The 16,635-nt window shown below is 36.9% G+C and carries 13 protein-coding genes; 4 read left to right on the top strand and 9 right to left on the bottom strand.

The annotated features are described in order from the left end of the window. Positions 1–12: 12 nt before the first annotated feature. From moaD to moaA, 5 genes are read right to left on the bottom strand one after another with little or no spacing between them, the layout of a single operon-like run. The gene (moaD, locus tag AC1Q8M_RS06640) at positions 13–246 is read right to left on the bottom strand and encodes a molybdopterin converting factor subunit 1 (RefSeq protein ID WP_000573676.1); all 234 of its coding nucleotides are present in this window, start codon (positions 244–246) and stop codon (positions 13–15) included. Then, complete coding sequence (moaE, locus tag AC1Q8M_RS06635) at positions 243–713, bottom strand: molybdopterin synthase catalytic subunit MoaE (protein WP_016512948.1); 471 nt, start codon at positions 711–713, stop codon at positions 243–245. Before moaE ends, moaD begins: the two co-directional genes overlap by 4 nt. A gap of 44 nt (positions 714–757) precedes the next feature. Then, complete coding sequence (locus AC1Q8M_RS06630) at positions 758–2,047, bottom strand: molybdopterin molybdotransferase MoeA (protein WP_016512949.1); 1,290 nt, start codon at positions 2,045–2,047, stop codon at positions 758–760. A 42-nt stretch (positions 2,048–2,089) separates the two neighbouring features. Further along, positions 2,090–3,103, bottom strand: a complete 1,014-nt coding sequence (locus tag AC1Q8M_RS06625) for a molybdopterin-synthase adenylyltransferase MoeB (RefSeq protein ID WP_001158065.1) — start codon at positions 3,101–3,103, stop codon at positions 2,090–2,092. A 17-nt stretch (positions 3,104–3,120) separates the two neighbouring features. After that, on the bottom strand, positions 3,121–4,134 hold the full coding sequence (gene moaA, locus AC1Q8M_RS06620; protein WP_016512950.1) for a GTP 3',8-cyclase MoaA: 1,014 nt from the start codon (positions 4,132–4,134) through the stop codon (positions 3,121–3,123). A 325-nt stretch (positions 4,135–4,459) separates the two neighbouring features. On the opposite strand from moaA, the gene AC1Q8M_RS06615 reads away from it, so the two are divergent. After that, complete coding sequence (locus AC1Q8M_RS06615) at positions 4,460–5,152, top strand: Crp/Fnr family transcriptional regulator (protein WP_000013866.1); 693 nt, start codon at positions 4,460–4,462, stop codon at positions 5,150–5,152. Positions 5,153–5,288: 136 nt separating this feature from the next. Here AC1Q8M_RS06615 and narI read toward each other — a convergent pair whose 3' ends face one another. Genes narI through AC1Q8M_RS06595 form a run of 4 tightly spaced genes read right to left on the bottom strand, consistent with a single transcriptional unit; the run spans position 5,289 to position 11,694 of the window. After that, positions 5,289–5,978: a respiratory nitrate reductase subunit gamma gene (gene narI, locus AC1Q8M_RS06610; RefSeq protein WP_000981851.1), complete on the bottom strand. Its 690-nt coding sequence runs from the start codon at positions 5,976–5,978 to the stop codon at positions 5,289–5,291. A gap of 17 nt (positions 5,979–5,995) precedes the next feature. Next, entirely contained in the window at positions 5,996–6,526 is a 531-nt protein-coding gene (gene narJ / locus AC1Q8M_RS06605; protein ID WP_016512951.1) for a nitrate reductase molybdenum cofactor assembly chaperone, read from the bottom strand. Positions 6,527–6,545: 19 nt separating this feature from the next. After that, entirely contained in the window at positions 6,546–8,021 is a 1,476-nt protein-coding gene (gene narH, locus AC1Q8M_RS06600; protein WP_098360821.1) for a nitrate reductase subunit beta, read from the bottom strand. Then, a complete protein-coding gene (locus tag AC1Q8M_RS06595; protein ID WP_098360820.1) occupies positions 8,011–11,694 on the bottom strand; it encodes a nitrate reductase subunit alpha in 3,684 nt (1,227 codons plus the stop codon). Before AC1Q8M_RS06595 ends, narH begins: the two co-directional genes overlap by 11 nt. Before the next feature lie 505 nt (positions 11,695–12,199). On the opposite strand from AC1Q8M_RS06595, the gene AC1Q8M_RS06590 reads away from it, so the two are divergent. The 3 genes from AC1Q8M_RS06590 to AC1Q8M_RS06580 are packed head-to-tail and all read left to right on the top strand — an operon-like array spanning position 12,200 to position 16,601. Continuing rightward, a complete protein-coding gene (locus tag AC1Q8M_RS06590) occupies positions 12,200–13,162 on the top strand; it encodes an AAA family ATPase (protein WP_001135799.1) in 963 nt (320 codons plus the stop codon). Beyond that, on the top strand, positions 13,162–14,376 hold the full coding sequence (locus AC1Q8M_RS06585) for a DUF58 domain-containing protein (RefSeq protein ID WP_098855559.1): 1,215 nt from the start codon (positions 13,162–13,164) through the stop codon (positions 14,374–14,376). The genes AC1Q8M_RS06590 and AC1Q8M_RS06585 overlap by 1 nt, the downstream gene beginning before the upstream one ends. Further along, positions 14,373–16,601 (top strand): transglutaminase TgpA family protein, encoded by a 2,229-nt coding sequence (locus AC1Q8M_RS06580; RefSeq protein ID WP_061661188.1) that lies wholly within the window; start codon positions 14,373–14,375, stop codon positions 16,599–16,601. The genes AC1Q8M_RS06585 and AC1Q8M_RS06580 overlap by 4 nt, the downstream gene beginning before the upstream one ends. Positions 16,602–16,635: the final 34 nt, after the last annotated feature.

Genomic DNA, 16,635 nt, shown 5'->3' with positions numbered 1-16,635 from the left:
GGCTGAGAAGAATCAACCACCACTTACTGGCGGAATCATTGCTACGACATCGCCAACTTGAATGATGTCATCCTCATTTGCATACTCTTCATTTATCGCGACCATAATCTCGTTTGAAATTGCTACATTATATTCCTTAATCAGAACTTCCTTCAACTTCGCAACTGTAATATTTTCACAATCTATGTGTAATGCTGGCTTACTTACTTCTTCTTGTAAATGTGCAAATAATAGTACTTCAATCATATACTCCTCTCCTTTCCAGGCTCACCATTTGCATATGTTACCTTCTCTAACTGATCACCTATCCATGACTCACCATCTTCCCAAAACTCTTTCTTCCAAATTGGAACAATTTGTTTAATACGCTCCATAATATATTCGTTCGCCTCATATGCAGCTTTCCGGTGTGGTGTAGAAACAGCGACAACAACAGCAAGATCAGAAATTTGTAATGTACCAATACGATGTGTAATAGCGACATATGTCCCCGGCCACTTCTCTCCTACTTCAGTGCCAATTCTCTCAAGTTGTTTCTCCGCCATTGTCTTATAAGCTACATACTCTAAACAAAGTGTACGTCGACCTTTCGTAAATTCTCTAACAGTACCAATAAAAGTAGTAACCGCACCACACTCACGACGAATTACTTTGTTTGTAACTTCTTCAATTGAAATAGGTGTATCAATTACTTCATAATACGTATGTGTCATCTTGCACCTCTGATCCTTATATAAGTTAGCAATCTCTTTTTCTATTACTTGTATGATCGAAGCGGCTCTTCCCACGGCCACTCACTTCCGACGTTCGATTCTAATAACAGTACCGAAACGGTTATTCCTGTTTCAAATCCTCTTGTTCCTCCCGGCAGAACGATAAATGCATTCGCTTCTGCAATTGAAGAAATTGCGCTAGATTTATCTAAACCGACTGGTGTAACTTGCAATTGCCCATCTACAATTTCTACTCTCCCTCTTACAAAACGAGTAAACGGATTTGCTTTCGAAATGTCTTTCTGTAAAATTGCCTCTGCACGATATATGTGCGGATCTTTCCTATGCAAGTATGTTCCAATGACAGGTCGAACATACAATTCACATCCGACATAACAAGCAGAAGGATTACCAGATAGACCAAATAATAGTTTTCCCTCTAACTCAGCTACAGTTGTCACACTTCCTGGTCGCATCGCTATTTTGTTAAAAAGTACATTAGCTTGTAATCTCTCATAAATAGCCGGTAAATAATCATAGTCTCCTACTGAAACGCCACCAGTTGTAATTAATATATCAACTTCTTTTATCGCTTTTTTTACAGTGTTATAACACGTCTCAAAATTGTCAGCGAATTGCCCATAATACTGTACAATTCCACCTGCTCGTTCAATTTGAGCAGCTACCATATAAGAGTTACTATTTCGAATCTTCCCTGGCTTTAATTGTTCATGTACTTCGAGCAGTTCACTTCCTGTCGTTACAATTCCAATGACTGGCTGTTTTACAACATATACCGTACTATAACCAAACGTAGCAAGAAGTGCTGCAACTCCAGGATTAATAACAGTCCCTTTTTTCACCAGAATGCTATTTTGTTTTACATCTTCTCCTTTAAAAGAAATGTTATCCCCAGCAACAAAGGAGCGTTTCAATTTCATATAAGTCTTTTCGTTTTCTTCAAATCCTTCCGTTAGCTCTAACATAACTACTGCATTATACCCCGCAGGAATTGCCGCACCTGTCATAATACGGACAGCTTGAAATGCTTTCACATCTTCTGTAAAAACAAAACCTGCTCCAATTTCACCAATCACTTCAAACAGAATGGGATTACTGCTACTTGCTTCTTTTGTATCTTCTGCTCGAATCGCAAATCCGTCGTATGGAGAACGATTGAAATGCGGGACATCATGATCTGCAATAACATCTTCTCCAAGTGTTCTACCGTAGCTTTCTATAAGAGAAACCTTTTCTATTTCACCTTGGTAAGCATATTCCATTACACGTGCAACTGCTTCTGCCACTGGAATTGGTATACGTTTTTCTAACATTCTTTTTCACCTCGTTTTAATAAGGGGCAACTCTCTTTCTGTTCATCCTATATATTTTGCGTATAATCGTTTTGCTATTTTCACATCATTTGTTCCATGAATAAATGCCCTACCGTCTGTAAATAAAACGAAACGATATTCATCAATTAGAAATGATAGTAAGTAAGGCGTTTTTTGGACAAGTACACTTTTTTGTAATCGTTTTTGAACTTCCTCTAAATGAAGAACACGTTTTACTCCTGAACGGATTTGAACCGTATTCCGTCCGCATAGCACTTCCATTTTCATCTGTGCTTCAAATGTTAAACTTGGGTACGTGCGTGTATTTCCACAAGATGGACATGTATTTTTCTTCTGTCTATTTACTTTTAATGAGAGATATTGATTGTTCCAAATATCAAATGATAACATTGTTCCTCTTAGCGCCTCGAAATCATCCACCAATATTTTCATCGCCTCTGTTACTTGATGAGTAACGACCATTTGTACAGCTGGTTGAATGATTCCTGCTGTATCGCATGTTGCACCGCCCATAGGATGATCCATTAAGCAGCGAAAACATGGTGTTTTCCCTGGAAGAATTGTATACGTTACACCGTAACTTCCAATACATCCACCGTATATCCAAGGTATATTTTCTTTTTGTGAAATGTCATTTATAAGTAGGCGCGTATCAAAATTGTCAGTCGCATCTAATATGAGATCCACTTCTTTTGTTAACTCTTTTATTTCTTGCAGTGTGACATCCGATACAACTGATACAATTTCCACTTCAGAATTAATCTTTCTTAAATGCTCTGCCGCTGCAATTGCTTTCGGTTTGCACTGCTGTGCATCTTCTTCTGTATATAACTGTTGCCGTTGTAAATTACTCCATTCGACGTAGTCACGGTCAGCAATTGTCAATTTCCCAATTCCCATTCTAACAAGAGCTTCTGCATTTGCAGCTCCTAGTGCACCCGCACCGATTAGGAGCACATGCTTTTCTCTTATTTTTCTTTGTCCCATTTCACCAATTCTAGAAAACAATACTTGTCTTGCATAACGCTCTTGCATAAGAACTCCGCCTTTCACTATCCACCAATGTAAGACATTTCAACTTTTGGACGTTTACTTGTACTTTCAACTGTTCTTTCATCTGAATATCGATCTGTTCTATATCGCCATGTATGTTGTAAAATTTTTAATAATGAGGCGTCAGAAATATTTTCTCGAAGAAGCTTTCGCAAATCCGTTCCTTTTGTTCCAAATAAACATGTAAAAAACTTACCGTCTGCCGAAATACGGGCTCTCGTACAAGAAGAACAAAATGACTCAGAAACAGAAGTAATAAATCCAACTTCTGCATCGCTCCCTACATATCGATACATTTTCGCAACCTCTCCAAAGTAACGAGGTTTAACAGGATCAATCGGATATACACGATTAATCTTCCCTATTAATTGTTCCTTCGTAATAACTTGTTCAAAGTTCCAGCCGTTTGTACTGCCCACATCCATAAACTCTATAAAACGGAGCTGAATTTCTTGTTCTTTAAAGTAACGAGCCATATGAAGAATTTGACTATCATTCATTCCTTTTTTTACGACCATATTTACCTTTACTTCTAACCCTGCGTTCTTCGCTTCTTCAATTCCTTTTAATACAGGTTTTGTGCTTACATTTCGTCCATTAATTTTTTTGAAGACATAATCCTCTATCGCATCTAAACTAATATTTACACGTTTTAATCCCGCTTCTTTTAACGCCTTTGCTTGTTTTGCTAAATGAATACCGTTTGTTGTGAGTCCAATATCTTTTAAGCCTTCTAGCTTTGCAAGTCTTGCAATTAACGTCGGTAAGTCTTTACGCAATAAAGGTTCACCGCCAGTAAGCCTAATTTTATTGACTCCCATACTTATAAATAATCTCGCTAATCTTTCTATTTCATCGAACGTTAATAAAAGCTCTTCCTTTAAAAAAGCGTAATCAGGTCCGAACACTTCAGCAGGCATACAGTATGTACACCTAAAATTACAACGATCAATAACTGAAATACGTAAATCTTGAAGTGGCCGTTCTAAAGAATCTTTCATGTTCTCATGCATCTATATCCCTTCTTTTCTGCTGCAATCCTTAGTAAGCTTTCAATTTTTTTATTTGCCTTCATTATAAAAAAGAAGCTACATATTCAATGTGACTTTTCTCACATTACTTTCCCCATTCAAAAATTCTTCACAAATCCGTTCGAATTTTGTTCACATCTTTAATCTCATCCACTTTGTCTATTGAATTTTTCAAACTAAAAACTGAAGATTTCTTCCCCTTACGGTCATTGAAATTTCAATTTATTTTTAAAATAGCTCTTGCATTTTCATCATACTTACACTCAAAATAGGAAATGTATTGCTTATAAGAAGAAAGGTGATCACTGTGGCAAACAGTATGACATTATCTCAAGATTTAAAAGAATTACTTGCATCTGTTGAATATAAAATGCAAATTAAAAAAGGTAGTTTTATTTTTCAAGAAGGTATGGAGGCAACAGAGCTCTATATCATCCACTCAGGAAAAGTACAAATTAGTAAATTAAGTGCTGACGGACAAGAATTGACACTTCGAATTTGTTCGGAATATGACATTATTGGAGAACTAACATTATTCACGGACAATGCGAAATACTTATTAAATTCAAAATGCCTTGAAGATGTTGAAGTAGGAGTTATAAAGCGTGAAGCGTTAGAAAAAGCATTACTCCAAAAACCAGCACTTGTATTTGAATTTATGAAATGGATTAGTGAACATTTAAGAAGAATGCAAACGAAGTTCCGAGATTTAGTATTACACGGCAAAAAAGGTGCCCTGTACTCTACTCTTATACGAATGACAAATAGTTACGGTGTATTAAAAGAAAATGGGATTCTCATCGATTTACCATTAACAAATCAAGAACTTGCTAATTTCTGTGCAACTTCACGTGAAAGTGTAAATCGAATGTTAAATGAATTAAAAAAGCAAGGTACAATTTCGATTCATAAAGGAAAGATTACAATCCACGATTTACAATTTTTAAAATGTGAAATTGCTTGTGAAGATTGCTCTGCTTCTGTTTGTAGCATTGATTAGCATCTTATTTAGATGCTAATCTTTTTTCAATTTAAACTACTTATTAACGATTATTTCCTATGTAAACAAAAACGAGGCCTGCCATATGAGACCTCGTTTCGTTTTAGCTGCTAACTCCTATCCGTTTACAGCAGTATTATTTTTTCAACTCATTAGGAATACGTCTTCTGTAAATTACATAACTACGGCTTACATATTTAATTGGGGCACTAAATACATGTACTAGTCTTGTAAATGGCCACACTGCGAATAAACCCATCCCTGCAAGAATATGAATTTTAAACCATACTGGTACTTCCGTCATATATTCAACTTTCGGTTGGAAAATAAAGAGACTTCGGAACCAAGGGCCAATTGTTGTACGATAATCAAATCCTTTTGAATCGATATTTAAAAATGTTGAAGAAAGTCCTGCTAACATTACGATAAGTAATAAAATAAGCGCAATATAATCTCCCTTTGTGCTCGTTGCAATGATACGTTTTACAGTTACGCGGCGGTACGTTAATATAATTAAACCGATGATAGAAGCAACACCTGCCGGAAGCCCGAAACTAATTGCCATTATGTGATACGTATGCTCAGAAATACCTATCGAACGGTATACAGCTTCTGGAATTAATATCCCCATAACATGACCGCCAATTACGAACATAATCCCAAAGTGGAATAATAGACTTCCGATTCGGAGCATTTTCTTTTCTAATAGTTCACTAGATTTTGATGTCCATCCAAATTGATCATAGTTGTATCTAAAAATATGTCCACCGATAAAGATTGCAAAAATGATATAGGGAAACAATACCCATAGAAATTGATTCATCATTTTAACAACTCTCCTTTCTAATTTGTCTGTACATCCCATGCTTCGATAGCGAGTAGAACAGCCGCAAGAATTGGTTCATACATACTACCTGCTTCTTTTAACTGAACGTGTAATGCTTGTATATTCTCCTTGTATTTATTCATAATTGGTTCACTGTCTTGCTCATTTGCATTTGCAAAAAACTCAAGAAAAAGTGGTAAATAATCAGGTAGTTCTTTATCCGTTACTTCAAAACCAGATTTTTTATAATGCTGCTTTAACTCTAATAATTCAATACCTCTTTCTCTTTGTTCACCAGTGTTCATATAAGTAAGATACATATTTGTTTTCTTACCAAAATCGAATGTATATACGTAACTATCAATGAGCTGATCATTCGTTTTATCTAGCGCTTGCTTTATAAAGGCTGTAAGTGATGCTTTAACTTCTTCCTTTTCTATCGTTTCAATCTCTTCTTGCAATTCAGTTACAGCTTCTCTCCACCCTAGTTCAGGATAGGAGAGAAGAAAAGAAGAACAAGAAAAAGCAGTTTGTAAACTTTGTTTCATCATTTTCTGCCCCCTTTATTTAAGAAATTGTCATACAAGAGCCTGGACCACCTGCGAATGCTAAACCACAGCTTCCTTGTTCGCTATATAAATCTACCACTTGTTCACGGTGAGTGCCCGGAATGACGAAGCGATCTTTATATTTCGCAATAGCAAGAAGACGATACATATCTTCTACATCCTGTTTCGTTAAACCAAGTTCTTTTAATACAGCTTCATTTGGCTCTTTATTAATTTGCAGCGCTCTCATATGCGTTCGCATAACAGCCATTTTCTTCAATGTAAGACGAATGTGTGATTCATCTCCTGCAGTGAGTAAATTCGCTAAATATTGAATTGGAATACGCATATTATCGATAGCAGGGAAAATCTCTTCTGCTTGCCAGTTACTGCCTTTCCCTTCCACCATATTCATAATTGGGCTAAGCGGCGGAATATACCAAACCATCGGCATTGTACGGTACTCTGGATGAAGAGGCAGAGCAATTTTCCAATCGATAATCATTTTATAGATTGGTGACTCTTGTGCTGCTTTAATCCATTCTTCAGGAATGCCTTGTTTTTTCGCTTCAGCTGCTACTTCTGGATCATTTGGATTTAGGAAAACAGTAAGCTGAGATTCATATAAATCTTTTTCGTCTTCAACAGAAGCTGCTTCTTTTACTTTGTCAGCGTCATATAGCATTACCCCAATATACCTGATACGTCCCACACATGTTTCTGAACAAATTGTTGGCATACCAGCCTCAATACGTGGGAAACACATTGTACATTTTTCAGCTTTATTCGTTTGCCAGTTAAAATACACTTTTTTATATGGACAAGATGATACGCAGAACCTCCAAGCACGACATGCATTTTGATCTACAAGAACAATGCCGTCTTCTTCACGTTTATACATCGCACCAGATGGACAAGATGATACGCAAGACGGATTCATACAATGTTCACATATGCGTGGTAAATACATCATAAAGACGTTTTCAAAATCTGTTTTAATTTCTTCTTCCATTTTCTTTACGTTCGGATCTTGTAATCCTGTTATATGTCCACCAGCTAAATCATCTTCCCAGTTCGGACCCCATTCAATTTTGTCGATAAATTCGCCTGTAATTGCTGATTTCGGACGAGCAACTGGTTGATGCTTACGCTGCGGGCTATTTGTTAATGTTTCATAATCATAATTCCAAGGTTCGAAGTAATCATCAATTGTTGGTTGATCTGGATTGTGGAAAATGTTCATAAGACGTTTCATTTTCGAACCAGATTTCAGCTGAATTTCACCATTTTTCAATTCCCAGCCGCCTTTATATTTCTCCTGATCTTCCCATTGTTTCGGATAACCAATTCCAGGCTTCGTTTCTACGTTATTGAAGTACATATATTCCGCACCTGGACGATTTGTCCAGGTGTTTTTGCACGTTACGCTACAAGTATGACAGCCGATGCATTTATCTAGGTTCATTACCATTCCGACTTGCGCTTTAATCTTCAAGCCAATCTACCTCCTTCAGTTTACGGATTACAACATTTAAATCACGCTGGTTCCCAGTCGGACCATAATAGTTAAATCCATAGCTTAATTGGCCATATCCACCAATCATATGTGTTGGTTTAACATGGATACGGGTTGGACTATTATGCGTTCCCCCACGGGTGCTTGTTAATTTCGTACCAGGCACGTTAATGTGGCGATCTTGCGCATGGTGCATAAATGCCATTCCCCTCGGTATACGGTGCGTTACAACAGCACGCGCTACGACAACACCGTTACGGTTAAAGCACTCGATCCAATCATTATCAGCAACGCCAGCTTCTGCAGCGTCCTCTTTATTCATCCAAACAGTTGGACCACCTCTAAACAGCGTTAACATCGGTAATGAATCGAAATACATACTATGAATCGACCACTTATTATGCGGTGTTAAATAGTTTAGTGTAATCTCTTTCCCTTCTACTTCAGGGCGTGACTTACGGAACGGTTTATGTTGCAGAATTGGTTTAAATGTTGCCATCGTTTCACCAAATTCTTTCATCATGTCATGGTCTAAGTAGAAAGATTGTCGACCAGTTATCGTTCTCCAAGGAATAAGACGTTCCACATTTGTTGTAAACGGTGAGTAACGTCGTCCACCTTTTTCTGAACCTGTAAAGGCCGGAGAAGTAATTACTGTTTTCGGTTGTGCTGTAATTTGTTCGAATGTAAAGCATTCTTCTTCACGTTCTTCTGCTAAATCACGTAATTTTAGATCTGTTTGTTTTTCAAGTGCTTCCCATGCTTTTACTGCCATATGACCGTTTGTTGTAGAAGAAAGCGTTAATACCGCTTCAGCAGCATTGATTGCTTCTTTTATGTCTGGGCAACCTTTCGCAATAGTATCCGTTCGAACAACTCCTAATTTGCTCTTTAATTGCTCATACTCTTTTTCAGCTGACCAAGAGATCCCTTTCATACCAATCGGTTGTTTTCCGGCATTTGGTCCAAGTGCTGTCATTTTGTCATAAATCGTTTTATAATCCCTTTCAACAACATGAATTTGTGGCATCGTTTTACCTGGGATTGGTTCACATTCACCTTTACTCCAATCTTTAATCTTGCCAAGTGGTTGCGCTAATTCTTGCGGTGTATCATGAAGAAGTGGTGTTGCAACAACTTCTTTCATTGGTTCAAGATCTATTTTCTTCGCTAAATCTGACACAGCTTTAGAAAGTGAAGTGAAAATATCCCAGTCAGAGCGTGCTTCCCACGGTGAACCGATTGCTGGATTAAATGGATGCACAAATGGATGCATATCTGTACTACTTAAATCATGTTTTTCGTACCAAGTTGAAGCAGGTAAAACGATATCAGAATACAGCGCTGTTCCAGCCATACGGAAATCTAAATTAATGAGTAAATCAAGCTTCCCTTCTGGTGCTTCTTCATGCCACTTAATTTCTTCTGGTCGTAATGAATCACTATCGTCATTCATTAATCCGTTTGTTGTACCTAATAAATGTTTTAAGAAATATTCATGCCCTTTACCAGAACTTGAAATTAAATTCGCACGCCAAACGAATAAGTTGCGCGGGAAGTTGTTTTTATTATCAGGATCTTCAATCGCAAATTTCAGTTTTTTTTCTTTTAATTTTTGTGCAACATATTTTCCGATTTCTTCTTGCGTTGTTGCACCAGCAGCAACAGCTTCTTTATATAATTCAATTCCATTTTTCTCGAATGTTGGATAAGAAGGTAACCAGCCGAGTCGTGCTGCTAATACATTGTAATCACCGTGATGTTGATAACGTGAGTTACCTTCAATTGGTGATGCTAAATGTCCAACAGGTGTATCTTCATAGCGCCATTGATCTGTTACGAAATAGAAGAAAGACGTACCATTTTGTAATTTTGGTGGCCCTTGCCAATCTTTTGCCATCGCGATTGTTTGCCATCCTTCTGCAGGTCGTAACTTTTCTTGACCAACATAATGCGCCCATCCCCCGCCGTTTACTCCTTGTGCCCCAACTAGAAGAACAAGATTTAAAACTGCGCGATAAATCGTATCAGAATTAAACCAATGGTTAATACCAGCTCCAACAATAATCATCGAGCGACCATTTGTATCAGCGGCATTTTGTGCGAACTCACGAGCGATTTGAATAATTAGTTCTCGTTTCACTCCTGTCATTTTCTCTTGCCATGCAGGTGTAAACGGTACATCATCATTGAAGTCTTTCGGCTCTTGTCCGCCAAACCCTCGGTTCACTCCGTAATTTGCTAACGTTAAGTCGTATACAGTTGTAACGAACACTTCGCCTTCTTCTGTCATAACCTTTTTCACTGGAATTGTACGTTCTAATACTTTGTTTCCATCATCAGAGAAGTACGGAATTTGTACCGTTCCAATCGTTTCTTCCATTCCAAGTAAAGAAAGACGTGGATCAATCTTTTCACCTGTTTCTTCATCTTCTAAACGCAAGTTCCATTTCTTTTCGTTATCCCAACGTGAGCCCATTGTGCCTTGAGGTGTTGCAAAATCATTCGTGTTCTCGTTCCAAAGAACAGGTTTCCATTCTCCTAACTTCGTTTCGCGTCCAATATCAGCAGCGTTTAAGAAACGATCAGCAACGAATTGATCTCCTTTTTGTTTCAATTTGACAAAGAAAGGAAAATCAGTATATTGCTTCGCATACTTTGTGAAATATTCCACTTGATTATCTACGTAAAATTCTTGTAAGATCACATGCCCCATTGCCATCGCAAGTGCACCATCTGTACCTTGTTTCACACTAATCCAATCATCCGCAAACTTTGTAGATTCAGCGAAGTCAGGACTGACAGAAACGACTTTCGTTCCTTTATATCGAACCTCTGCTAAAAAGTGAGCATCTGGTGTTCTCGTCATCGGTACATTTGAACCCCATGTCATAATGTAACCAGAGTTATACCAGTCACTACTTTCTGGTACATCTGTTTGATCGCCCCAAATTTGCGGAGAAGCTGGTGGTAAATCTGCGTACCAATCATAGAAACTAAGCATCGGCCCACCCATAAGTTGCATAAAACGACTACCAGCAGCATGACTTAACATCGACATAGCTGGAATTGGTGAAAAGCCAACATTTCGATCTGGCCCGTATTTAATTACTGTATAAAGTAGAGAAGCTGAAACGAGTTGTAATACTTCATCCCAATTCGCACGAATAAATCCACCTTTACCACGCGCCTGCTTATACTTACGTGCTTTTTCAGGGTTTTCCACAATACTTTTCCAAGCATCTAGTGGTGACTCGTTATTTTGTAGTTCCTCTTGCCACATACTCCAAAGAACACCACGTACATACGGATATTTCACACGAAGTGGACTATAAATGTACCAAGAAAAACTTGCTCCACGTGGGCATCCTCGCGGTTCAAAATCTGGCATATCAGGACCTGTCGTTGGATAGTTAAGCTCCTGCCCTTCCCACGTCACAATTCCATCTTTCACATATATATTCCAGCTACATGAACCAGTACAGTTCACGCCGTGTGTAGAACGAATTACTTTATCATGCTGCCAACGCTTTCTGTACACATTTTCCCATTCGCGATCTTCATATGTTTCTTGTGTATGATTATCGTTATAACGATCTATTGGTGAAAAATATTTTAAACGTCTCATTAGTGCTGAAGTTTTTTTCTTCATACTGTTCACTCCTTTAATACGTCTCTCTTACATACCCTTACTATAAGAGAGGTTGTAAAATACAGATGTGACATTTCGCACAGTTCAAGAGATTGTCAAAAATTCAGTAGAAAATAAGTTTGTGAGAAAATCTTGTGTTCCGTTGTGAAGATTATGGTTAATCTTAATTATTAGGAGAATGGTATTTTGAGGTATCGACTATTTTGCAAAAGAAAAAGAGTTTTGATATTATTTCAAAACTGCCATAAGGAAAAGAGTATAAATTGTATGTAAAAAAATTTTTCCCAATGTTATTATTTTATATCGAGTCTGATTTTACATAAAACTACAAATCATTATTTACTGTATTGCCCTTAGTTACGGAAACAATTATACTAGATGTAATCGAAATAAATAATCTGAATATTCTCAGAATTTAAGGTAGAAGTTTTACTATCTACAAATAGAATTAGAAATATGTCCACTAAATAGATTAGAAAACGATAATAACATTAGGAGGATTACGATGCCCCAGCTTGATTCATTACATCCCACTGTAGAAAAAATAATCAATAATATTGAAAAAATAATGGTCGGAAAACGAAAAGAAACGATCTTAGCTTTGACAGCTCTCTTAGCTGACGGTCATGTGCTATTAGAAGATGTTCCTGGTGTCGGGAAAACAATGCTAGTACGTGCTCTTTCTAAATCCATTGATGCTGATTATAAGCGAATTCAATTTACACCTGATTTATTGCCGTCAGATGTAACAGGAGTTTCTATTTATAATCCGAAAGAGCTCCAATTTGAGTTCAAGCCTGGACCAATTATGGGGAATTTTGTACTTGCTGATGAAATTAATCGTACATCTCCAAAGACACAATCTGCTTTACTTGAATGTATGGAAGAAGGCAATATTACAATCGATGGCATTACAAGGCCTTTACCAAAGCCGTTCTTTGTCATGGCTACACAAAATCCGGTCGAATATGAAGGAACATATTCTCTACCAGAAGCTCAGCTCGATCGTTTCTTATTGAAACTAAAAATGGGATATCCTACACCAGAAGAAGAATTTGAAATTTTAAACCGGATGGAAAAAACAAATCCACTCTCTCAATTACAGACCATTACTACAATAGAAGAATTAATTTATTTACAACAAAGCGTACGGGTAGTAAGTATGGACAAAGCAATTAAGCATTACATTGTAAAACTTGTTAATCAGACTCGTACGTACAGTTCTATACAGCTAGGTGCAAGTCCACGTGGCTCAATTGCTTTAATGAAAGCTTCACAAGCTTATGCATTTATCCATGGCAGAAATTATGTTATTCCAGACGATGTTAAATTTTTAGCTCCTTACGTTTTAGCACATAGACTCATTTTAAAAATGGAAGCAAAATTTGAAGGAATAACTGGAGAACAAGTTATCGCAAAAATCGTTGCACGAACTACTGTGCCGACTCAAAGGACGATGAACCCTTGATGAAACGAATACTGCGAGCGCTATATCACGTTACGAAGTTATTGCTACTCCCTTTATGTCTAGTCTTAACATTTGTGTACGCTATGTTTCAAGGAGGGTTTGTAAGTTGGTTTTTGTTTTACAGCACAATTCCCATTGCTCTTTATTCACTACTACTCCCCTTTTACGCTTTTCGGGACGCTGAAGTAAGACGAATAACAAACCAAAATGGATATGTAGTAGGAGAACAATTTATAAGCACGATTACAATAAAAAGAAAATTTCCTTTTCCCTTACTTTATTTAGTTATAGAAGATGAACTGCCACCACAATTTATAAGTTGTAAACAAACAAAGATGAATAAGGTAGTACTCTTCCCAGGATTGAAACAAAATATTTCGTTTCAATATGTTATTGACACAATCTCTAGAGGCGAGCACACTTTTTCAAGCGTTCGTGTAAAAACTGGCGATTTATTCGGCATGATAGAGAAAGAAGTAACTTTTTCAGTTCCAGATACATTTTTAGTCTATCCCCAGTATGTAGATATAGCATATCGACAATTGGAAAATCATTTCGAACAAGGAGCGCTTTCAGCAAATATAAATTCAGCAAAAGACTCTACAATCTCTGTCGGTGTCAGAGACTATAAACCTGGTGATCGCTTTTCATGGATTGATTGGAAAGCAACTGCACGAACAAACACTATTATGACAAAAGAGTTTGAACAACAGCGCAGCCATAATGTCATGATATTCATAGACAGAACCGAGTCTCCTCTATTCGAATCAGTCGTCACATTTACTGCCTCTATCGTAAGGACTGTCTTGAAACAAAATTCACCAGCATCATTCGTGTCTATCGGAAAAGAACAAACTATTTTCCCTTTAGACAATGGAGATACGCAGTTACAACAAATCCTTTGTCATTTAGCAAAAGTGCAAGCAGACAGTGTATTCCCGCTCTCCCAGAGTGTAGACATGGAACTAAGAAAAATTTATGAGCCCGTCACGGTTATACTCGTGACCAGTAATCTTTCTCCCGATATTCAAAAGGCGGCTGATTGTGCTGCTATAAGAAATAGAAAATGTATGGTTTTTGTCGTGAAAGAAAAAGCGAATCAACTTTCACACCGAGAAATCAGTATAATAGAAACTCTAAAAAAACGACAAATATTTGTAAACACGGTTTATGAAAACCGTTATACAAACGTGTTTTTTGAGGTGAGCAAATGATAACATTACAAACAAAATACAAGTGGGATACGAACAGATTCTTTATGCATGCATGTGTATTTCTTCTTTTACTAGAATGGCTAAGACCTCTTATAGGTATTACAAATGTAGGTAGATTAGATATTTTCGTAACATTTATAGGAATTTGCTTCGCTCTCTCTTTTTTTCAAACGAGGTGGCAGATTCCAATAAAAATTGTCACAGTCCTATTTATCATTCATTCCCTATATTATAAAAATGCTTTTATAAATCCATCTTGGCTAACAGCATTCTTTTCTGATATGTTTCGAAATTCCTCCCTGTTTTTCCAAGGGAATTTACTAGATATTTCTCCAGTTTTTCCGACGGTTTTATTTTTTCTCTCATTTTGGTTTTTGAGTTCTTTCACTTCATTTTGGATTATTCATAAAAAACGTGGGTTTCTATTTCTTGTATTGACTATTATTTATATCGCAACTTTTCATAACTTACATTTATACAATGCAAACTACGCTATTATTCGTACTGTTGTCATCGGCTTTTTTATGCTTAGTCTTCTTCAAGTAGAACGAATAAAAGAACGTGAACACTTACAAAATTATGCTAGGGAAATCTCAAAATTACTTAGACCACTTACAATATTTATTGTATTATTAGCAACCATCGCATACTTTGCTCCAAAATTTGGCCCTCAATGGCCAAACCCAATGGATTTCTTAAAATTCAACACATCTGAAGCAAGTAAAGAAAAAAAAGTTTCTACAATTGGGTATGGTTTAGATGACTCACGATTAGGTGGTCCTTTTAAGGCGGATCCTACAATTGTTTTCACAGCACGAACGCAAAACAAACAATATTGGAGAGTCGAAACGAAAGATTTTTATACCGGAAAAGGCTGGGAGGTTTCTGAAAATCCGAAAAAGGTTTCTTTTAAAAATAAAAACGACGTCGTAAGCTGGTACGAACAAAATACAAAAACAGAAACTACTGAGGCAACAATTACCATGCAAAAAAGTTACCCTCACCTTACCTATCCAGCAGGATTAGTAACAGTTGAAGCTTCTTCTGATGTATCATACAGTGTTGACCCGTTTTCAGAAAAAATTTATACAATGAATGGAGACTCTTCTACTACTTTACATTCGTATAAAGTAACATATGAGATCCCTGAGTTTTCCATAAAAAACTTGAAAGCTGTAAAAACAAATGAAGGTCAAGAAACAAATCCTTATTTTATGACAAAGTACACACAACTTCCCGAGTCATTACCACAGCGCGTAAAAGACTTGGCTATCAATCTTACAAATGATAAAGACAACCGATATGATAAAGTATTAGCTATTGAAAATTACTTCACAGACAACTCTTTTACATACGAATCAACGAATGTCTCATTCCCTGCCAAAAGCCAAGATTATGTAGATCAATTCCTTTTCGATACAAAAAGCGGCTACTGTAATAATTTTTCGACGTCTATGATTGTACTACTTCGTTCTGCCGGGATTCCAGCTCGCTGGGTGAAAGGCTATACAGAAGGAACTCTTGACAATACACTTGCCTCTGCAGAAGGTGAGGATGTTTATACAATCACGAACGATAACGCACACTCTTGGGTCGAAGTATATTTCCCAGAATACGGATGGATTCCATTCGAACCGACAAAAGGATTTACTAATCCCTATAATTTTATAAATAATACGCCTGCTCCTATTTCACAAAATAGCGAAGCAAATAATTCTAATAACGAGCAAATACAACAACGAAATAATGAAGCAAAACTTAAAAGTTTAATTGAAAATACAGAAGAAGCTTCTACTAAAAAGGTCACAAATTCTAAAACTAGTTTTTCTTGGTGGTACGTATTCCTCTCTACGATACTAATTAGTATTATAGGATACATTCTCTTCACCACTAGAATGAAATGGATGACATTTCTTATTATTCATTTCTATAAATACCGAAAAGATGATGCTGTTTATCAAAAAGCTTACGGTGCACTTTTAAAACAATTTGCGAGAATTGGCATACCACGGGGTGAAAGTCAAACATTCCGAGAATACGCTCTCCATATCGATACACTTTACAACTCGGCCGATATGCAACAACTTACTGCCAGTTATGAGAACGCTATGTATCAACAGGGGCAGGCTACGGTAGAATGGAAGAAATCCGTACACTTATGGGAAGTGCTTATGAAAAAAGCAGCTTCTCTACCTAAATCAGATGGCTTTGATACAGTTATTTAATCTTGAAAATTTGAGTTTAAAGAAAACGTCTCAA

The organism is Bacillus sp. GW823-FHT06A10, assembly GCF_058795375.1.
The sequence above is the reverse complement of the archived record's forward strand: the minus strand, read 5'-3'. Positions and strand labels throughout refer to the sequence as shown.